We start from the raw sequence: 21,766 nt of genomic DNA on the forward strand, positions 1-21,766 counted from the left end.
GCTAAAGTTAACGGCTATGGATTACTTTCGGGAGCATCGTTCTGGTGAGTTGAAGTGATGCAACGAAGTGTCTTGTTGTAAAGTAATTTCAATGTGTAATACAATTTCTAATGCATATTGCGGGTTTAACTTTTATGGTTTCGCCTATTTCTGGTACAACAGATTTATCCTTACTAAATATTTATGGTAGAAATACCCCCGTCCACATGCAGTACCTGACCTGTTATCCATGAGGCTTTTTCCGACAATAAAAAGACGGCCATATCCGCAATGTCTTTGGGATTACCAATTCTTTTTAATGGATGTCTGTTCCCATTTGAATCTATTTTAGCTTCTGTATTCAACATGGATGCTGCCAGTGGCGTATTGGTCAAGGAGGGGGCAATGCAATTAAACCTGATCGCCGGTGCGTATTCCGCTGCCAGGGCTTTAGTCAATCCCTCCACAGCGCCTTTTGATGCAGAAACCAATGAATGAAACTTAAAGCCCTGCGACACGGCAACTGTGGAAAAAAATACGACCGAAGCATGCTGAACCTTTTTAAGCTTCGGTAACAATTGCTGCACAACCTTCACCGCGCCCAGTAGCTGAATCTGATAATCGTCTATAAAATCCTCGGGTTTAATTCTATCAAAAGGCTTTAAACGTATGGTTCCCGGGCAATAAACCATCCCATCCAGTGTATCCGGCAAAGATTGTATATTGTATTCATTAGAAGTAACATCCATATGAATATATTTCTCATCGTTTACCCAATTCCTATCTGTACTGGTATTATAGGTAGCCCATATGTTTTTATCCGAGTCATTCTTTAATTCCTCCACAATGGATTTACCTATTCCGCTTGATCCGCCTACTATCAAGTAATTTTTCATATCCTTACAATTTTCTTCCATTTGTCGTATATAACTCCCCGTAAAATTTATGATTCACCTGATTGTACATCCAATTGTACTCACGAATACGTTGTATCTCATTCTGTGTGTGTGCCTGAAATAGTTGAGTTTGAAAGCTCGTTTGATCCCTTCCCAATTAATTTACCACAGGTTTAACTCGTGTCAGGCAGGCAAAACCTTTCAGCCCAAGCCTTACACATTTAACTTTTGACTGCGTTAAATAAATCGTTTACAGAACGCTGCTAAACACAGATTTTTTGCTTGTCAAAAATTAAAATAAGTTCAACTTCACCAACACTACAAACATGACATCACACTGGTGTATTGTCGTCTCCAAAGCAGTATTGTATACTACTCCTTCTGTTACTAAATAACATTCCATATTTATTTTTGTTTAGTTTTATTTATTATTTATTAAACATTTCTGCGATATTAGGATTTTATAGGATCCGTAAACCATCCTATGCGAATGAGAGGTTCTTCGTTTACACTTTACGTTCTTTTGTTATTTCCTGTGTAAGTTCATTGCTATTCAGTAAGCGTTTAATATTCGATTTGTGCATCATAAAGATAAGAAGGGTACAAACCAGCAGATAATAAAATGTAGGGCCACCTCCGCGCAGTATAATTTCAATTAGCGGCATGGTAACTCCTAGCACCAAAGAACCCAGCGAAACGAATTTAAATCGCCATTTCACCACAAAGTATATGGCTACCGCTATAAAAACGGAAAAAGGAGCGAGTAATACAGAAGCGCCCAGGGTAGTATTTACTCCTTTGCCTCCCCTGAACCTTAGAAAGATGCTAAAATCGTGACCTAATATAGCAGCCAATGCAACCCAGTAAATAAGATAATCAGTGCCATGTATTGTCCTGTCTGCCCAAAACCAACAAACCGTTACCGGCAAAAAACCCTTAAACATATCCAGTAGTTGGGTAACAACGGAGATTCTTTTCCCGGCAACACGGCGCACATTTGTCGACCCAATATTTCCGCTTCCCCATTCCAGAATGTTTTTACCTGTATAATAGTTGGTTAAAAAGTATCCCGTAGGTATGGAACCCAGAAGGTAGGAAAAAATCACAAAAACAATTTGAAGCGTGGTCGTCATTTATTGAGCGGTTTTTTATTTAGGGAACCAGGGGAAAAACGAACTGGTTTTATCAATATATTCTTGATATTCAGGCTTTGAATGCTGCAATGTTTTTTCGAGCATGGCCACTCCCGACACTCTAATAATCAGCCATGTCATAATCACCGAACCTACAATTTGCCAGTAACTTCCCGCGGCAACACTAAAAAGGGCATAGGACCACCACACTGCCGAATCGCCAAAATAATTGGGGTGCCGGGTATATTTCCATAGACCCGTGTTTAATACTTTCCCTTTATTTGCGGCATCACTTTTAAAGCGCGATAGCTGGTAATCGCCTCCAGCTTCAAAAACAAAACCAATACACCAAAGCACTATGCCCGCATAATCCAATAAATTTAGCTCTCCTGATCCAGTACCCGAACTTACACCCAACAATGGCAAGGAAACAATCATCATCAATACCCCTTGTAAAATAAAGGTTTGAAAATAACTAAACCACCAATATCGTTCTGCCCCATACTTTCGCCTGAATTCCTGATACCTAAAATCCTCTCCCTGGCCAATATTCCTGAAGGCCAGATAAACAGAAAGCCGCAAACCCCAAAGGGTGACCAACGTGAAAATCAAAATCTTTCTGGGATTCACTTCACCTGTCATCCAAACGTAAAACGTATTGATCACTACAAAACCAAATCCCCAAAACAAATCAACAATGCTCACATTTTTTATAATCACGCTCCAAATCCACAAAAGTGTAACCAGCAGCCAAATGAGCAATGAAGCCTGAAAAAACAAAGTCGTCATAAGTTAATTTTTAAGGCGTTAACAAAATTGAAATTGCAATAGCACCCTTACCGGCGTGCATACCGATGACCGGCGAAATATCAACGGTTGAAACGGCTTCTTTTCCTGTAATCCGCTTCATCCTGTCTTCGGCTTGTTCCGCGCCTTGCAAATTATGGGCATGCAAAACCATATAGTTCCATACAGTCTTGTTAATACTTAACTTTTGAATGTGCCTGAAAATTTTATTCAGACTGGCCTGTTGGCTGAAAGTTTTACCGAACAACAAAGATTTACCATCCTTATCCATGGACACCACCGGGTTTAATCCGAGTGTGTTCGCAATAAAGCCTTTAGGTTTTGAGACCCGACCTCCCCTGATCATCGATTTCAGATCCCTGACACTGACAAAAATATGAGCCTGCCCCACATTCTTTTTAAGCGACTCTACTATAGACGATAGCGATTCAGCCTTTTCAATGTTAAGAGCAGTGTTCAACACAAGCAACCCCAAGGCGCCCGATAAGTTTTTGGAGTCAATAACATGGATTGGTTTCTTGAACTCTTTTTTAATTCGCTCCGCCGCTTTAACACTGTTGGTGTACGTTCCACTAAAATTCCGCGTAAGGTGGATGGCTATAACGGCATCATAATGCGATGCCAGATGCGAATACAAGTTGACAAAAGTTTGTTCGTTGATTTGGGATGTTTTAGGAAACTCAGGATGGGATTCCAACATATCGTAAAACTGGTGGGGCTGCATCGTAACCTTATCCAAATATTGATGGTGGCCGAAGTTTAAACTCACAGGTACCACATTTATTTGATAATAATCTATTAATTCCTGCGACAAGTCACAGGTAGAATCGGTTACCAGCGCAATGTTCCACTTTCGCTTGGTGGCAATCTCCTGTTGACGCACCATATCGTCCACTTTTTGATAAGAAACAGTTCCCAGATCTTTTAACTGGTGAAAAAGTGGTGCCGGATGATTGGTATGCACATGGATACGACTAATGCTTTGTGAACCCGCCACAACCACCGAATCACCATTTTTTCGTAATATCAGTTGCAGGTCATTTTTGCTGACCTTTAAATTTTTAATAATAGCTTCCGTGCAAAAACGATAATTTATTTCCTCATCAACTAATTCTTCGGTATGGATTAACGAAATATTTTGTCCCGCCCCCGATACTATATCACGTATGTTTCTGTGCTTAATAAAATCGATAATGCCCTTAATAAATAAAACAAATCCCTTTGCCCCGGCGTCTACCAAACCTGTTTTTTTAAATATTTTTAGTTGTAGTGTAGTTTCGGCGAGTGACTTTTCGAGTATTGCAATTGAATCGATAATGACGTTTCTAAAATCGTGAATGGCTTCTTTTTGGGAATTCAAAAAAATGGACCACTCCTTAATTACAGTCAACATGGTACCCTCTGCCGGATTGGCAATGGCCTTATACATATATGGGATTGATTTATGAACACTTTCCGCAAATTCCGGAAAGGTAATGCTGGGCTTGTTTAATGTTTCCCTGCTCAAACCATGCAAAAACTGGGCAAAAATAACCCCGGAGTTGCCTCTCGCACCCATTAAGGCAGCATCTGCCATATTATTAACGGTAGTTTTATACGATTTATGCGGTTTAATATTATCGATTACCGAACGTATGGTAGAGGCCAGGTTGGTACCCGTATCCTTATCGTTTACCGGAAATACATTAATCTTGTTAATCTCTACTTGATGTTGAAACACTTGATTCCCTCCGGCAACAAATGCATAGTAAAGAAATTTACCGTTGATGTGGGCTGCTTCAATGTTGTGCATTAGTTAACCATTTTACAATATAAAAAACAAAAAAGCGCACCCTGCACAAAGAGCTGTTCCCATAATAGGGCAATAGAAACCATATAGGTACGCAGATAAGCTAATACTATTATTTTTTCAGTCATTACAATTCCCTCATGATTTAGATGGCTGATTTAAGTGTGGGATAACAAGATAATGTGAAACCCTGAATCCGGATCTTACCTAAAGATAAGATTATTTCATTAAACCCGGATTTGAATACGTAATGGGCATATAAAATACCATAAAGCAAGGAGTGCTTAAACGAGGCTTAGCACCGCTATGGTGAGTTGAAGCAACTCAGTGAAACGCCTTGTTTTGAAGTAGTTTGATGACGCAACAGGAATTTTAATGCATATGGCAGGTTAAACCGTAAAGATATAAATACTCCCTTTTTAGCCGAAATCTGTCATCAGGAATTTGAAAAACACTACATGACCACCTATAAAAACATGTTGACCAATCGGGAGAATATTTTGATTAATTTACAGTACTATCCACTTCGCCATCGCTTAACCGGGTAGTAATTACATCACCTTTGGCAAGTTCCTTCGCATCTTTGACCGCCTTCCCGTTATGATAGGTAATAGAATATCCTTTTTTCAGAATATTCTCGGGATTGAGCAGGCTATTTGTTTTTTCGTGCAAGTTTAATTGTGCATGCCTGTGGTTGAAGAAATGGTTTAACCGACTCGATAACCTTGCCGGAACATGATCCAGGTCGCTGCGTTTATATTGTATAGAACCATAGGTTAAAGACTTTAAATTTTGCGCAGAAAGATTTATTTTGTTTTTTCTGCTTTCGATAAATCGCTGGGATGAAGTGCCTAACTGACGCACCAGCCTGTCCAGTTTATTTTTCTGAACCAGCAGCGCATTGTTTACAACTGGTTTAAACCTGCTGTAAGCCAATTCAAAAGAAGCTTTGCTATCGTTAATTATTTCACGGGTAAGTGCCACCACCTCATCTTTTACCGCGTTTAACCGGTTATCAAAATCACCCACTAACTCAATCAGGTGTTCCGCCACTGCCGTCGGGGTTTTTAAACGGGTATGTGCCACAAAATCAATCACCGTTTCATCACGCTCGTGCCCTATTCCCGAAAATACAGGCAACGGAAACTGCGCTATGTTATAGGCTATCCAGTAATTGTCGAAACACATTAAATCGGAAGTGGAACCTCCCCCGCGAATAATAACCACCACATCAAACACATCCTCATATTCATAAATCCTGTCTAACGCGGCAATGACCGACTCCTCGGTTTGTTCTCCCTGCATCATGGCGGAAAAAAGTTGGATATAGAATTTATAATTTCCCGGGTTATGGTTGAGTTGATTGCAAAAATCCTCATAACCCGCCGCCGTTGGGGAAGAGATAACGGCTATTTTTTGAGGCACCAGGGGCACTTCCAGCTCTTTGTTCATATGGATTACGCCCTCTTCGCTCAGCTTGTTGAGAATGGCCTGTTTTTTTTGTGCCATATCACCCAAAGTATAGGTGGGATCAATGTCACGCACGTTAAGGCTAAAACCGTATACTTCCTGAAAATCGATACTCACCCGCACCATGACCTTAAGTCCGGAGACTAGGGCTTGACCTGTAGCAGACATAAAATAGGGCTTAAGCATCCGATAGGTATAAGCCCAAATATTGGCTCTTGACTTGGCTATGATCTGCTCACTTTTCTCGTCTTTTTCTATCAGTTCCAGATAGCAATGACCGTTTCGCACTTCGCGTATCTCACTTATTTCGGCAACCACCCAATAGGTTTCGGCAAAAGAAGAATGGATGGTTTTCTTAATTTTCTGGTTTAACTCAAAGAGAGACAATGAAGAATCGGACATATATGATAACTGAAAGTTAGACTTAAACTTAACAATAAAACCTTACAAAGGTAATAACCTGACACATAGTTAACACCTGAAAATTAAATATTGTGCCTGCCCATTGAAAGTTTTCTGACGCTCACTGGTCATTTTATCGGATCAATACCTATCGGGGCTTAACATATCCATGTTAAAACTTGGTTTCATACCGGCTATTTGTTCCGTCACTATTTGTCCCGTAATCGGAGCAAGACTCATACCCATCATAGCATGACCTGCCGCTACCGTGAGGTTACCGTATTTTTGGGTTCGCCCAATAATAGGAATGCCATCAGGTGTTAAGGGCCGCAACCCTTGCTGCAATTTTAGTTTATGGGCCCGGTAATATGGAAAACTTGGTATCACTGTTTTGGTCGCATCAAGTATTCCTTGAATTCGTTTGTAATCATACCTGTTTAGTTGACCATTAAACTCCATTCCACTCCCAATTCTTACCATATCCGCAAAGGGAGAAATAGCGATTTTTTCGTTGGTTAATATCATGGGGGTATTTAAAGGCAATACTTCCTTACCAAAATCAATACTATACCCTTTACCCGGCATAACCGGCAAATTCATGTTCAACAGTTTTCCAAGGTAGCTTGTGCCGGCACCAGTGGCCAGAACAAACTCATCTGCTTTAAATGTGTGAAGCCCGCATTTAACCGCGTTCACCGTACCGTTTTTTTGTAAAATCTCGCTGACCCTACTACCGTAATTAAATACCACCCCGTTCTTTGTCAGCCAATCTCTTAACGCTCGCATGTGCATTCCCGGATTTAACATGGCATCGGAATAATACAGGATACCTCCCGTAGCATTAAACCGAATGTTACCCTCCGATTCAGAAAGCGCTTGTGCATCCATGCTTTTGGTTTTTATTCCCAAATTATTCGCCAACAAAGCTAGTTCTATCTCTTCGTGCAACGCCTTCTGAGTAGATGCGACCATCAACAATCCTTTGGAACAATATTCATTATCCCAGTGGTGATCATGCTTTAACTCTTGATAAAGCTTATCACTTTGATAATTGAGTTGATAAAGAAGCGGTATGGCATCATTCACTTTAGCCCGATTAATGGCTGCTTTTGAAAATCTTAAAAACCACCCGATATGACCCAGGTTTTTAACTAAATTAAAAGAAACCGGACCATTGTTAACTAACGTCATTTTTAATCCGGTTTGTAACATCGAAGGAGAAGCTATGGTTATAAAATGACTCGGCACCGTATAACCGCAGTTAACGTATGAGCAACCCGATAAATCCTCTTTTTCGGCAGCTTCGAGTACCTCCACTTCATAATTATTCTGACGCAAATAATAGGCGATGTGCAATCCTATGGTACCAGCTCCAACAATAAGTATTTTCTTCATGTGTATATTGTTATCTTTTTACGGCAAAAACATACCGGGATACTGACAAGTTAACTAACCCTTTATTTAAAACCAAACCCTCAGGTTACAATTTACCCACAACCCTAAACCCATGCGCATAGGGATCGTCCTCCGGATCGATAATAATTTGGTTATAGCCGGTAACTTTTGCCCAACCCTCAATTCCCGGAATAATGCCATCGTAATCGCCAACTCTCACCCGTTCTTCAACTGTTCCGATAAACTGACTGGCAATTACGCTTTCATGCACAAATTGGTCACCAGGTTTTAATTTACCTTTAGCATACCATTGCGCCATTCGGGCGGATGTACCCGTTCCGCACGGACACCGGTCAATGGCTTTTTCTCCATAAAAAACAGCGTTTCGGGCATGGGCATTTTCATGAATGGGAGCACCTGTCCATAACACATGGCTCAGCCCGTTGATCTTAGGATTCTCAGGATGGACGAAACTGTAATTCCGGTTGAGCTTTTCCCGTATCTCCCCACTAAAGGTAATCAGCTCATCAGCAGTAAACTGACTCATCCCCCGGTAATTAATTTGCTCGTCGATAATGGCATAAAAATTACCGCCATACGATACATCAACTTTTAATTCACCCAAAAAGGAACTCTCCACAGTCATATCGGATGCATATAAAAAAGAAGGAATATTGATAAGTTTAACTGAAGTGACTTTTCCTTTATCATTACGTTCGTAATGGGCAATAACCAATCCGGCCGGTGTTTCAAGCCGCAGTTTACCTGGAACGTTAGGCATAATCAACCCTTCCTCTATGGCAATAGTAACCGTTCCGATGGTGCCGTGCCCGCACATGGGTAAACATCCACTGGTTTCTATAAACAAAATACCGGCATCATTCTGGGGGTTTTCGGGAGGGAAAATTAAGCTACCCGACATTTGCTCATGTCCTCTGGGTTCAAACATCAACCCGGTTCTTATCCAGTCAAATTCTTTAAGGAAATGTTCACGCTTATCAAAAATTGACGTTCCTTTGAGCGGAGGCACCCCTCCCGCCACAACACGCACCGGGTTGCCGCAGGTATGCCCATCTATGCAAAAAAAAGTTTTTCTGGCCATAATTTTTCAATTAAGTAATTACTTGCTTTGTCCACTCGCTGTTTAGCCATCTCCAAATACCCAAAGGGTTGCTGTTTTTCAATTCTTCAGGCAACAATTCTTCGGGACAGTCCTGATAACTGATTGGCCTTACAAAGCGTTTGATAGCAGCCGTGCCCACCGAAGTAAAGCGCACATCGGTCGAAGCCGGATAGGGGCCCCCATGTTGCATGGCCGGACAAACCTCTACACCTGTTGGTACACCGTTAAACAATAATCGTCCGCAGGTTAAAACCAGGTATTCTATCAGCTCTTTATAATCTGATTCTTCGTTGTGGTCAGATTGAAGCGTACAGGTTAGTTGCCCTTTTAAGGATTTAACCACTTTTATTAGTTCATCTGCCGAAGTGCAAGTAACGACCAAACTGAATGGTCCAAAAACCTCTTGATGTAGGTTTTTATGGTTGACAAAGGTTTCTGCGTCAACCGTCCCCAATACTGGCACTGCTTTAGGCTGAGCCATATACGTAGGGTTATCGTTTAGCGCTGATATTCCCTCTTGATGCAGTATGCTTGTTAATCCCGACTTATAATTTTTTAAGATGCCTTCGCTAAACATTTCCGTAGGATCGGACGCGATTACCTCGCTAGCCAGGGTTTGCAAAAATTCGGCGTAACCCGGCCCTTTAATCACCAAAATCAAACCTGGATTGGTACAAAATTGTCCTGACCCAAGATTTATGGATGCCACCAACTGCTTTGCCATTTCCGCCCCCTTATTTTCTAGCGCTTTGGGTAGGATAACAACCGGATTCACACTTCCCATTTCTGCAAAAACAGGGATGGGTTCATCCCTTTCATTGGCTATATCAAATAAGGCCCTGCCTCCTTTTTCCGAACCTGTAAAAGCAACAGCCTTGGTCATTGGATGCTTCACCAAAAGCTGACCTGCCTCATAACTACTTTCTTCAACATAAGAAAAAGTCCCTTGGGGCAATTTACAAACCTCAACGGCCTTTAAAATGGCATTTGCCACCAATAGTCCTGTTTTAGGGTGAGCCGGATGACCTTTTACAATTACCGGATTGCCGCCGGCCAAAGCCGATATGGTATCGCCCCCCGCTACAGAGAAGGCCAGCGGAAAGTTTCCTGCCCCAAAAACCACTATCGGCCCCATGGGTATTAACATTTTTCTGAGATCAGGTTTTGGCAATGGCTCCCTGTCGGGATTTCCTTGGTCAATAACGGCTTCCACCCACGAACCTTCCTCAATCAGTTGGGCAAATTGCAGAATCTGGTTGATTGTTCTTGCCCTCTCCCCTCTTACCCTGCCTTCAGGCAAGGAGGTTTCCCGCATGACCGTTTCAATCAGCTGATCTCCTATATCCTCAATTTCTAATGCTATCTGCTTTAAAAAAACTGCCTTTTTCGTACCCGAAATCTTTTTATAAAGCAAGAATGCCCGGGATGCTGAATCTACTATCTCATTATATTGTATTGCTAAACTTGACATGACTAAAAAATTAAATTAAAATACCGGGCGGGCAGCCAAAGCTTTTTCAATGGTTGACTGAATCAATTCTCTTTCCTGGCCAACCAATACCTTACGAGGGGCTCTTACATACTCAGAACCAATACCGGTATACACCTCAGCCATTTTTATATACTGGACTAACTTTGGATGAATATCCATTTCGAGTAGCGGCATAAACCACTTATATAGCTCAAGCGCATCTTTAAAATTACCTGCTTTGGCCATGTCGTAGAGCACCACCGTTTCTTTAGGAAATGCAGATACCAAACCAGCTACCAAACCGTCGGCTCCAAGCATTAGCTCTTCCAGACATAAGGTATCTACACCGCCCATAATTTTAAATCTGTCGCCAAAGGCATTTCTCAATCGAATTACGTTGGTTACATCTCGGGTAGATTCCTTAATAGCCTGAATATTGGGCAACCTTTGTAGTTCCTCCAACATGGATAAAGTAATCTCAACCTTATAGTCAACCGGGTTATTATATAGTAATACCGGTAAGTTAATACTATGGGCTATTTCAGAAAAAAACGCAACAGTTTCTGCTTCGTCCGGTTTGTACAACAAGGGAGGTAAAAGCATGATACCATCCGCCCCTTTGTCCTCCGCTTCTTGAGCAGCTTCAATGGCCCTACCGGTACTTGACTCGGCAATATTCATGACTACAGGTATTTTACTTCGGTATGGCTGCAATACCTCTACTAACTTTAGCTTTTCTTCCTTGCTGAGGGTACTTGACTCACCTAACGAGCCTCCAATGATTATCCCTGACACCCCGCTCTCAATCTGAAAATCTATATTTTTCAGGAACAATGGGATATCCAGCTCACCTGATTCTGTAAATTTTGTTGTAATTGCGGGATATACCCCTTTCCATTCTGGTTTCATATCTGTATTTTTTGTTATTTGTACTTATACAAACCTAAAGGATAATCAGATCTTTTTTTATTCTTATATTATCATGTATTTGAACTATTTTACCCTTTATGCGTATTACCTGCATTAATTGCGTTAATCTAATGAAATGAAAGCTGTACGATTTGTCATTCCCAAAACCAGTAGTACTTCTTTTAGATTACAAGAAGACCGTGCACCATATTTTTACGAAACCATACACTATCATCCTGAATATCAACTAACCTTGATCATTAAGGGAGAAGGAACCCGCTTTATCGGAAACTCGGTTGAAAGGTTTAAACCGGGAGATATATTTTTAATCGGCAAAAATGTGCCACACGTATTCCGATCCGACGATAAATACTACAACGCTAATAGAAGTTTAGAATCCTACAGTATATCCATATTTTTAAATGACGACACTTTTGGAAAGTTATTTTTTGAATTACCTGAGATGGCCTCTATCAAAAGGCTTTTAAATAAAGCACTGTATGGTATTTCGTTTAATAAAGAAGACAATACAGTCATAAAAAAAATGATAAAGGATGTATCAACGTACGAAGATTTTGATCGATTCCAGCATATTCTTAAAATGTTTAACTATATATCTAAGATTCACAATGTGCAGTTACTGAGTCCCGTACCCTTTATGGAACCTTCCAGCGAACAGGAAAGCGAACGGATTAATGTGGTATTTCAATATCTTTCTAAACACTTTACATCAGAAATACAATTGGATTGTATAGCCCACGTCGCCAGCATGACCCCAAATTCGTTTTGCAGATACTTCAAAAAAAGAACAGGTAAATCTTTCAGCCATTTTTTAAACGATATGCGTATTGAATACGCTTGTCATTTAATGGCCAATACGCAGGATAACTTTGGTCGTATTTCAGCAGACTGCGGGTATAACAGTTTATCTTATTTTAACCGTCAGTTTAAGTTAGTTATGGGACAAACGCCTACGGAATACAGAAACAAATACAGTTTGTACCAAACAGAAGGATAGCAACCATAAAAGAAAAGCAAAGGAGAAAAAATGGTGTGGTTACTTTTTTACCAGCTTATTAACCATCACTTTCCTGCCAACTTTAATATTTAACAGATAAATTCCTTTGGGAAGTTTTCCAAGCCCATCGATACTGGACGGAAGCTTTAGTTGTACGTCCTCATACACCAAATTACCCGCTATATCGTAAATCAAAAGGTAATCCGCGCTAACTTTCCCTTCCGAACAGCTTATATAGAGCTGGTCATTAAACGGATTGGGGAAGGTAAAGATGGAATTTTTACTGACATTCCCAATCCCATTATTAATATCCATTGCTTTCTTATAGTCCGGTATTCCATAGCCAAACGAATTATCCGGAACACTATAATTATTACAGCTCTCCTTTACCAGTTGTATTATTTCCGCATTACTCAATTCAGGGAAAGCCTGCCACAAACACGCCGTAAAACCGGCGATTACCGGAGCCGAAAAACTGGTTCCGTTCAGGAATTCGATACTGCCGTCTGTTCCCTGCAAAGCGGTACCAAGTCCAATGGCAGCCACATCGGGTTTTACCCTTCCGTCCGCAGAATAACCGTAACTACTAAACGATGCGCGTAAGCTATCACTATCCATAGCCGCCACCGATAACACATTTGCCCCATCTGCCGGAGAGATGATCTTGCCCCAGGTATTGTTCCCCTCGTTTCCGGCACTACATACTACTACCATCCCCTTTGAAAAAGCGGTCTCAGCACCCTGCACAACAATGGTGGTCCTACCGTCCATATCCTGATAGGTATAATCGGTATAATCGCCAATAAAAGTATAATATCCCAGTGAAGTATTTATCACATCGGCACCAATACTATCGGCATATTCGGCAGCTACCACCCAATTATACTCTTCAATTGGAGTTTCACTAGCGTTATCCTCGGTCCGCAACAAATGGAATTTGGCTTCCGGTGCACTTCCTTTAAACTCTCCGTTCAAATATCCCCCAATAACAGACAGTACTTTCGTGCCGTGCGAATCACTTTCAAATACATTACCGCCGGGTTTTATAAAATCCCGGTAAGTCAGTATCCGGTCATCATTCCAAAGATGCGTGAAAAGCGGTAATGTGTTTACCTGGTCGAAACCATTATCTATCACGGCAATCTCTATGTCTTGGCCTTCAAAATTGTTTTGATGCAGATAATGCCCATTTAAGGTTTGCGTTTGATCCCAACTGGCGCCATACACACTCGAACTTTTAAGATCCGAAGGCTCAACATCCTTCGTTTCAACAAACTTACGTGCAGCAACACCTATAGTTGGTTGATAAACCATTTTTGAATCCGAAATAAACGATACCCTGGTGATCGTATCCATTAACGGTTGGTTACTACTTTCAACAAGAACTCCGTTTAACCATTTCGATGGCCAAAGCACCCGAATCCCCATCTTTTTTACACTGTCAACATATAATGAAGTCACAGGCAAGTCTTGCTCTAAAACTTGAATATCGTGTTTTGTTCTGCGGTCAATGGCTCTTTGACTTAGGAAATATTCAGGGGTCTCTATGGAGTATGAATTGTTGTTTTTATCGGAAAAGGACACAAAATATTTTTGTGCTTCTGTAGGAAGGGCAGAAACCAATAAAAACAAAGCGATATGTGCAACTTTTCTCAAATTATATAATCTGATGACTATTTTATCAATACCTGTAGACCGTTTATCCGGCAAACTCTGCAATTTAATTGATATAGTTTTTCGAAGACCCTCGAAAATATTACAAAATCATTGACTTTGGTATTCTTAGCACTAATAACTGTTGACTGTGCTCTGATCGCTGCTAACCGATCACATCCCTTTCAAATAACTATCCGGGTCGTGCTTAAACTCCTCAGGGTCTTTAATTTTTCCTTTGTTTTTTTCAAACTCTTCAAAAAGCGACTGTTGCTGCTCGTCAAAGTCAGCGGCATTCAAGGTTTTCCCCTCTTTGTACTCAATTTTATAGGCCAGGTTACCGGCATGGGTAAAAACCAACCAGGTACCTTCTTCCAGTCCATGCTCAAATTTTCCCTGGACCTCGGGTTTACCATCGGGATAAAAAACGATGTATTCACCTTCTATTTTCCCATCCTTATGCGACGAAGTCATCTTTAGCTGACCGTTTTCGTGGTACTTTTTCCATATCCCGTCTTTCACATCATCTTTCCATTCCACTTCTTCGGCTACATTTCCCTTTCTAAAGAAATGCGTAGATATCCCATTTTTCAAACCTTCCTTGTACGATTCTTTGGTATAAAGTACACCCTCGGGCGAAAAAAACTGCCAAAGGCTATCTTTTTGTGTTCCCTGATAAAATCCTTTTGCGGATATCTTCCCATTCTCGCTATAAAGAATGGCTTTTCCATATTGATCTTCGTTATAATCGACCACTACCTTTTTATTACCGTTAAAATAATAACGGGTCATCTTCCCCACCGGTTTGTCGTCCTTAAATGTTACGGTGTAAGCAGGTTTACCATTACTAAAACGCTTTTCCCAATAACCTTGCTTAAGTCCTTGTTCATCTTTTTTATTGTGTTCGGACGAAACCCCTTTGGTGGAAGCTCCTTGCCTGGCAGGCACATTATTTCCAAACACGTCTGTTATCTGCCCGACAACCAGACTCGTAGAAAAAACAATAGATAATATAGAAATAAATAGAATACGCATAATGAATTTGTTGAATATGATGATTGCGGGCAAATTTAAAGCTAAAAGTTTAAATAACCGTGCTTTTCGCGTCATCTTTATTGTTGATGTTCAACCCGGAAAATTCGTTTGTCTCCATGGAAGTGAAATGTAGTGAACAATGCGGGTCGAGGTATTGTAAAACCCAAATTCGTACCCATCCACATTCACCCTACTTTTGCTGCCGCTTCCTTATCCAAAAGCCATACCGGATTGGCAACCCTTGCCGCCGGATATTTCTGAAACCCTTCCTTTTGATGTATAATTTCATCCAGTTTGTCTGCTTTTCCGGCACCTGTTACCAGGAAGAATATCTCTTTGGAATTATTGATCACTTCTCCGGTCAACGAAATACGCTTTTGAGCCGATTCGGGGTGTGTTGCCACTACACAGTCTGCTTTGGCATCCCATAATGCTATTTCATGCGGAAAAATGGAAGCCGTATGTCCATCATCGCCCATGCCCAACAACATAATATCAAACTGTGGGAGTCCATCTGCCTGCGGCAATTTATCCCTGAGCAACTTCTTGTAGGTCTCACAGGCCAGCTGCGGTTCCATCTCTCCTTTAACCCTGAAGACATTTTCCTTGGGAATAGACACTTTGGATAAAAGATGATCCATGGTCATTTTATAATTGCTTTGCTCATCGGATGGGGGCACACATCGCTCATCGCCCCAGAACAGAAATACTTTTTCCCATTGTATAACATTTGCATATTTTGCCGCCAGTTCATCAAAAATGGCCTTGGGCGTGCTGCCTCCCGACAAGGCAATGTTTATCTTGTCACTTTGCTCGGTGCGTTCCTTTAATAGCTGACCAAAATATTGGGCAAGCATTTGTTTCGAACCAAATATTTTTATGTTATTTTCTATTTTATCCATTAATTCTACAAATTAACAATGATTATTGTTTTCGAACAATCCGCAATAAATTCAGTTTTTACCATCCCGTTAACGCACAAAAAGTGAGCAAGACCGTCTTCAACCCAAACATATCTTCAGGGTAAAACCGACTTGTTTACCGGCTAAATTACAAGGGATAAATCCGGGGCCTGGTTATATCAGTACAACATTCAGGGTTCCGAACACTCCTGTTAACTTTAACCCGCCCTCTGCGTTATAATTCTTTTTAACCGCTGCAGTTTCCCTTCTTCCGATTAGAGCTCGCAATAGTTACCATCGTTGGCCAGGTTTTTACACGGATATCTCCACGTTAGGTGTGGCTCTTCTATTAAATCATCGGCCACATCCGGCCCCCAGGTACCAGCCGGATAACCATGAACTTTAATATACTTATTGTTTTTCCAGGCCTCTTGAATCGGTTTCACAAAAGTCCAGGCTGCCTCAACAGCATCCCCCCGCGAATACAGGGTGGAATCGCCTAACATACAATCGTGAAGCAAGCGCTCGTAGGCACTTGGCAAATATGCATCTGCCAACTCGGAATAATGGAAATCCATATTCACGTTTTGAACATTGAAACCAGCTCCCGGAACCTTCATGCCAAATTTTAACAACAGACCCTCGTCCGGCTGTATGCGGATAACCAACTGATTTTGCTGCTGCGCAATAGTGGTATTACTGGCGAATAGGTGATGCGGGGTAGGTTTGAAGTGGATAACCACCTCGGTAACCCTTGTAGGCAACATCTTGCCGGTACGGATATAAAATGGAACACCGCCCCAACGCATGTTGTCGATAAAAAATTTCATGGCCACATAGGTCTCGGTTCTCGATTCGGGATCAACCCCGTTTTCTTCGCGGTAACCGTTTACCTGCTCACCTTTTACAGTAGATCCTACGTATTGGCCCCGTATAACGTATTTCTCCACTTCCTCTTCCTTGATAGGGCGGAGAGATTGCAATACTTTTACAATTTCGTTACGAATGCTGTTTGAATCAATCAATGCGGGAGGCTCCATTCCTACGAGTCCGGCCAAAAGTAACAAGTGGTTTTGTACCATATCCCGCAAAGCCCCCGAACCTTCATAATAACCACCTCTGTTCCCAACCCCAATACTTTCCGAAGAAGTAATTTCCACATGATTCACATAATTCCGGTTCCAAAGCGGTTCGTAAATGGCGTTTGAAAAACGCGTAACCAACAGGTTCTGAACGGTTTCCTTGCCCAGATAATGGTCGATACGATAAAGCTGTTCTTCATTAAAGTGTTTTAGCAAGCTAACATTCAACTCCCTGGCTGTTTCCAAATCGTATCCAAATGGTTTTTCAACAATTAGTCTCCTGAACCCATCTTCTTCCTTGCTCAACCCATGTTTGGCCAAATGACATGGAATAACGGTATACATACTCGGCGGTGTTGCCAGATAAAAAATAAGATTTCTGTCTGTTCCTAACTTTCCATCTAATTCAAACAACTTATCCTTTAGCCCCTCATATTCACCTTCCTCCTTTGTATTAAAACCATGATAAAAAAGTTGCTGAAGAAAGCTGTCCACCTTATCATTTTGGGATACATTTTTATGGTTCAACGCAAATTGCTCGATGCCTTCTTTCATTTTTTCACGAAATGCATCATCGCTCAGCTGCGTTCTTCCCAAACCTAATATGGCAAAATTTTCAGGTAATACATTTTGATCGTACAAATCAAATACGGCAGGTACAAGTTTACGATACGTCAGGTCGCCCGACGCGCCAAAAATAACAAGTATATGGTTTTTGGGTGTTTTCATTTTCAATGTTTTGTCGAGTAAATAAACATAGTATGACGCTATGTTTTGGTTTATTTATATTGCCACTAAAATAGGTTCCTGACTTAAACAATCAAAATCTAATTTGGTTGAAATACGCTACTTGATGTACCCGGGGTGTTGCTTACCGGTATCAGCCTCTGAATTATAGACCGGTTAAGACCTTACCCTTTCCGATTAAAATAATGTCTCGAATCGCCCCATTCGCCCAAACCCACTTCACGATCGGCCAGTTCAATGCGCATGCTTAAACAGTTACCACAATCTTCGGCTCCTTCATCGGTACAAGGTTTGTTTTCATATAGCTGGTAATCTTTTCGATGCAAGGTAGGCGTTATATTAGGCATGATCACGTTGGCGCCAATTCGCAGCGCTTTTTCACGTCCCATTGGGTCGATAGCCTGTAACGCGGTGGCTGCGGCAATGTTAATATCTTTCATTATAATACGAAGCAAGGCTATCATATTTAGGGTAACTGAAAAACGTGTTTCGATGGGCCACAACAAATCTCTTTTTTCGAACAATGGCGTTTGCTGATGCTCAATATAAGGACCCATTCCACACATATCGATATCGAAATCCTTCATAAAGAGAAGATCCCTGGCCAAATCTTCGTATGTTTGCCAGGGTAACCCCACCATCACTCCCGTACCGGTTTGATACCCCACCTTCTTCAGCGATCTCAAACAACTCATCCTTTTCTCAAAATCATGATTGTCGTCATTGGGATGAATCTGGTTATACAATACTTTATTGGTGGATTCTATGCGCAGCAAGTAGCGATGTGCGCCGCTATCGAACCATCGTTGGTAGGTTTCTTCGGTCTGTTCGCCCAGCGAAATAGTGATACCCAGTTCACCATGGGTAACGGCTTTAATTTGTTTCAATAACCGATCAACCCTTTCCACAAAATATGGATCCCTGCGTTCTCCGGCTTGCAGAACCATTGACGCATATTTGTTTTGGTGGGCAAACCTGGCCGCTTCAACCACATGATGGTCTTCTAAATTATAACGTTCAACCTCTTTGTTATCTTTCCGGATGCCGCAATAAAAACAATTTTTTGAACATACATTGGAAAACTCTACCAGACCACGATAAAACACTTTTCGCCCAACATACTCGAGTTGCACCTCTTGTGCCTTAGCAAACAACTGCTTCTGCTCCTCCCCCTCGGTTTGTAAAAGCGCCACAATATCTTTGAAATCCAGTTCTTCTTTTTGAAGTATATTTTGAATCTGATTATTCATGACCGTAAAATTATACCGCAATTTAAGCATTAGAATGCAAAAAATAAGATATATGTGGTTTACATCTAAAACTTAAGCATCTTTTAACAGTGATATCCAGCCTGATCTATTCATAAATTATTCTATTGCAAACTCCAAACGCCGTAACAAAAAGCAAGTGCTCAATTTAAATTCTCAAAATAGTTCACTATTCCTGTGAGCTTAAAATTTCCGTTTCACTTTTTCTTTTTGCCTTTTGAGTTCTCATCACGAAAATTTATGAATTAATCAGGCTCGCCATTGTTTATTTGAATCAACTTGATATTATTTTCTTTTCTGGAGATTAATGGCTTATAAATCCAGTTCAAAAACATATTTCCCGGAACCTATATTCTCAACCACAATAAAATCTCTAATTCTCTTCGCACTTATACGTTCTCCATTCATGCTAAGACTATATTTTCCCTTTCCGGAATAAGGTATCCACACCTCATTTTTCGTATTGGCAGGCAGTTCCACTTTCATCGTAAAGCTTTCTCCTCGCACATTCTCAAAACTCAATTTAACGTCTCCTTTAATGGTAGGATGAACCATATTAGCCCACTCCAAATTTGCAGGCTGCGGTTTAATTCGTATTCTTTCAAACCCGGGTTCCAATGGCTCAATTCCCATCAGTTTCATGGGGATTACATTTGCAGGAGCAGCTCCCCAGGCATGATTCCAGTCCTGATTTGGTTTATATTTATTGTCCCACGCTTCCAAAGATATCGTTGTTCCAACCTCATAAATGGCGTGCGCCCATCCCCTGTCGTGCGTTGCCGTAAGAAGCTCCATTCCATACGCTGCATTTTCTCCGGCATATACCGCATCTAATAGATGCTGAGAACCATAAACGCTACAAGCCATTCCTCGGGATTCAACAAAATCGGTTACGGTAAGAACATGTTCCTCTGGCACTAAACCAAAAGTTAGGGCAAACATATTAGAATGCAGGGAGTTATGATCGGTATCAATCCCATCATTATAACATCCTTTCTGCTGATTAAAAAATAGTTTATTGAATGCTTTCTTATGTTCCTTTGCACGGTCTGCATAATATTTACTGTCCTCTTCCTCTCCAACAATATCGGCTATAACAGCCATCACTTGCAAGGCTTTATTATGGTAGGCATTTACTACCGCATTGTAATCAGTAAACACAAAGCCATCCGTTTCTCCCGAATCATCATTGCTTAATCCAAGTATTCCTTTATGCGGCCAGTCCACAATGTCACGCATATTCCGCCCGGTAAAGTGAATCGACTTTTGCACCTCTTTTGTCAATTTCCCGGTACGGGTGCTTATCAATCCATTTTTTTCGGTAAGACTTGTAAATGTTTTCTGTTTTAGGTCGTTATAATATTTGCGAATAAAATCTTCATTCCCGGTATACTGATAATCTTTCCATGCCATTAGCACCGAAGATAGTATCCATTCTGTTGGCCATGTTGGATTCAAAAGCATATACTCCTGACTCCTTCTTGCCTGGGTAAAATCATCATCAACACCATAATGACACAATTGATTAATATATGCATCGGCCTCATATGGAATACGTTCCCGGTCTCCATCAACGTAGATCCCCGCAAAACTTGTTGCCTTAATTGAATATTTACAGAAATCCCAAATATCGTTCAAAACAGGATCGGAACACTCAAAATGTGAGCTATAATCATTAAAAGGATAAGTTACGGTTTCCCTAATTATACCCGTTATATTAGCTGCGCCCTCAACCTCGCAATATCTAAACGGAAAAACGTCCCCGGTATAGTCAGGCATTTTTATTGCGGCACTACGGGTATTACGTTTGTCCTTTTTTATGGTAATTGTATAGGTATGTATGCCTTGCAGAAGTGCTAAGGTAACCGTTCGGTAACGTCTGGAACCTCCCGGTTCTGTATTTATCCGGCCCTGTGGAGTTACCACTTCACCAAAACTGACCAGGAGTGAATCTTCTTTCAATTTGGAATCGACAGTAAGCTTTACCCTTCCAAAAGCAGCCTTCCCAAAATCTATGAATTGTAAATTCTCTTTTATTTTTTTTGTACACTGAGGATATTCATCTCGCTGCTGAAGCGGATAAACGCCGCTACTGTAAACTTTTAATTCTTTTCCGGTTCTGAATCCTCTCGTTTCAGACCATGCTGTTTCCTCACCATGGTTGTTCCACACTTTAACACGCCAATAATAATTCGTTTCAGGTTTTAACGGCATACCATCATATTTCACCAGGGACTTTTGTGATGCTGTCTTGCCGCTATCCCAAACAACCCCTTCCTTATCATCCAGTTGTCCAGGCGATGTACCAATTTGAACATGAAAGTGCGTTTGCATTGTATTGTTTCTCTGGTCTTCAATAATCCAGGAGAAAACAGGTTGTCTACTTTCTATGGATGCCAGTTGCGATGGCTCAATTATTTTATCAACTTCATCAAAAGCAATTTGTGAGAGCTCTCCATTTATAAAAACCCGATCAGTATTTTTCATTAAATCACATCGCAACGCGGTTGGTGGTAAAGCTATTTGCGAAAATCCCTGAAACTGCAAGCAACAGGCTATTATTAGGAGTAATTGTTTCATATCTGTCTACTTTATATTTTTATTTTTTTTAGATGCGTAATAATACCGATATGTTAATGATATTAGCAATACATATTATAAAAAAATCCCTGCCCCTAAATCACAGC

16 protein-coding genes are annotated in these 21,766 nt (G+C 40.9%); 1 reads left to right on the forward strand and 15 read right to left on the reverse strand.

The genetic code is table 11. The features are described 5' to 3' along the window. Positions 1 to 173: 173 nt before the first annotated feature. The 9 genes from ACRD64_RS17185 to ACRD64_RS17225 all read right to left on the reverse strand — a co-directional run bounded on the left by ACRD64_RS17185 (position 174) and on the right by ACRD64_RS17225 (position 11,374). Complete coding sequence (locus ACRD64_RS17185; protein ID WP_430934691.1) at positions 174 to 875, reverse strand: SDR family NAD(P)-dependent oxidoreductase; 702 nt, start codon at positions 873 to 875, stop codon at positions 174 to 176. Positions 876 to 1,381: 506 nt separating this feature from the next. Beyond that, positions 1,382 to 2,008 carry a glycerol-3-phosphate 1-O-acyltransferase PlsY gene (gene plsY / locus ACRD64_RS17190; RefSeq protein WP_430934692.1) on the reverse strand — a complete coding sequence of 209 codons (627 nt, stop codon included), beginning with the start codon at positions 2,006 to 2,008 and terminating at the stop codon, positions 1,382 to 1,384. 15 nt (positions 2,009 to 2,023) lie between these two features. Further along, entirely contained in the window at positions 2,024 to 2,797 is a 774-nt protein-coding gene (locus ACRD64_RS17195) for a DUF1295 domain-containing protein (protein WP_430934693.1), read from the reverse strand. Between the two features lie 10 nt (positions 2,798 to 2,807). Further along, positions 2,808 to 4,607, reverse strand: a complete 1,800-nt coding sequence (locus ACRD64_RS17200) for a DAK2 domain-containing protein (RefSeq protein WP_430934694.1) — start codon at positions 4,605 to 4,607, stop codon at positions 2,808 to 2,810. A 501-nt stretch (positions 4,608 to 5,108) separates the two neighbouring features. Continuing rightward, the gene (gene xseA, locus ACRD64_RS17205; protein WP_430934695.1) at positions 5,109 to 6,476 is read right to left on the reverse strand and encodes an exodeoxyribonuclease VII large subunit; all 1,368 of its coding nucleotides are present in this window, start codon (positions 6,474 to 6,476) and stop codon (positions 5,109 to 5,111) included. Between the two features lie 141 nt (positions 6,477 to 6,617). Beyond that, positions 6,618 to 7,871 carry an NAD(P)/FAD-dependent oxidoreductase gene (locus ACRD64_RS17210; RefSeq protein WP_430934696.1) on the reverse strand — a complete coding sequence of 418 codons (1,254 nt, stop codon included), beginning with the start codon at positions 7,869 to 7,871 and terminating at the stop codon, positions 6,618 to 6,620. Between the two features lie 85 nt (positions 7,872 to 7,956). Continuing rightward, positions 7,957 to 8,973, reverse strand: coding sequence for a 4-hydroxyproline epimerase (locus ACRD64_RS17215; protein WP_430934697.1), 1,017 nt, complete (start codon positions 8,971 to 8,973; stop codon positions 7,957 to 7,959). A gap of 10 nt (positions 8,974 to 8,983) precedes the next feature. Next, a complete protein-coding gene (locus tag ACRD64_RS17220) occupies positions 8,984 to 10,465 on the reverse strand; it encodes an aldehyde dehydrogenase (NADP(+)) (RefSeq protein WP_430934698.1) in 1,482 nt (493 codons plus the stop codon). Positions 10,466 to 10,480: 15 nt separating this feature from the next. Beyond that, entirely contained in the window at positions 10,481 to 11,374 is an 894-nt protein-coding gene (locus ACRD64_RS17225; protein WP_430934699.1) for a dihydrodipicolinate synthase family protein, read from the reverse strand. A 136-nt stretch (positions 11,375 to 11,510) separates the two neighbouring features. Between ACRD64_RS17225 and ACRD64_RS17230 the strand changes: the two genes are divergently transcribed. Continuing rightward, positions 11,511 to 12,392, forward strand: coding sequence for an AraC family transcriptional regulator (locus ACRD64_RS17230; protein ID WP_430934700.1), 882 nt, complete (start codon positions 11,511 to 11,513; stop codon positions 12,390 to 12,392). Between the two features lie 39 nt (positions 12,393 to 12,431). On the opposite strand, the gene ACRD64_RS17235 is transcribed toward ACRD64_RS17230, so the two are convergent. The 6 genes from ACRD64_RS17235 to ACRD64_RS17260 all read right to left on the reverse strand — a co-directional run bounded on the left by ACRD64_RS17235 (position 12,432) and on the right by ACRD64_RS17260 (position 21,659). Continuing rightward, positions 12,432 to 14,102 carry a S8 family serine peptidase gene (locus tag ACRD64_RS17235; RefSeq protein ID WP_430934701.1) on the reverse strand — a complete coding sequence of 557 codons (1,671 nt, stop codon included), beginning with the start codon at positions 14,100 to 14,102 and terminating at the stop codon, positions 12,432 to 12,434. A 117-nt stretch (positions 14,103 to 14,219) separates the two neighbouring features. Further along, complete coding sequence (locus ACRD64_RS17240) at positions 14,220 to 15,080, reverse strand: toxin-antitoxin system YwqK family antitoxin (RefSeq protein ID WP_430934702.1); 861 nt, start codon at positions 15,078 to 15,080, stop codon at positions 14,220 to 14,222. 185 nt (positions 15,081 to 15,265) lie between these two features. Next, entirely contained in the window at positions 15,266 to 15,982 is a 717-nt protein-coding gene (gene pgl, locus ACRD64_RS17245) for a 6-phosphogluconolactonase (protein WP_430934703.1), read from the reverse strand. A gap of 275 nt (positions 15,983 to 16,257) precedes the next feature. Beyond that, positions 16,258 to 17,793, reverse strand: a complete 1,536-nt coding sequence (zwf, locus tag ACRD64_RS17250; protein WP_430934704.1) for a glucose-6-phosphate dehydrogenase — start codon at positions 17,791 to 17,793, stop codon at positions 16,258 to 16,260. A 182-nt stretch (positions 17,794 to 17,975) separates the two neighbouring features. Beyond that, complete coding sequence (hydE, locus tag ACRD64_RS17255; RefSeq protein WP_430934705.1) at positions 17,976 to 19,061, reverse strand: [FeFe] hydrogenase H-cluster radical SAM maturase HydE; 1,086 nt, start codon at positions 19,059 to 19,061, stop codon at positions 17,976 to 17,978. Between the two features lie 330 nt (positions 19,062 to 19,391). Continuing rightward, a complete protein-coding gene (locus ACRD64_RS17260) occupies positions 19,392 to 21,659 on the reverse strand; it encodes an alpha-L-rhamnosidase C-terminal domain-containing protein (protein ID WP_430934706.1) in 2,268 nt (755 codons plus the stop codon). Between the last annotated feature and the right edge of the window lie 107 nt (positions 21,660 to 21,766).

Source organism: Saccharicrinis sp. 156, assembly GCF_050589685.1.
GTDB lineage: Bacteria > Bacteroidota > Bacteroidia > Bacteroidales > Marinilabiliaceae > Saccharicrinis.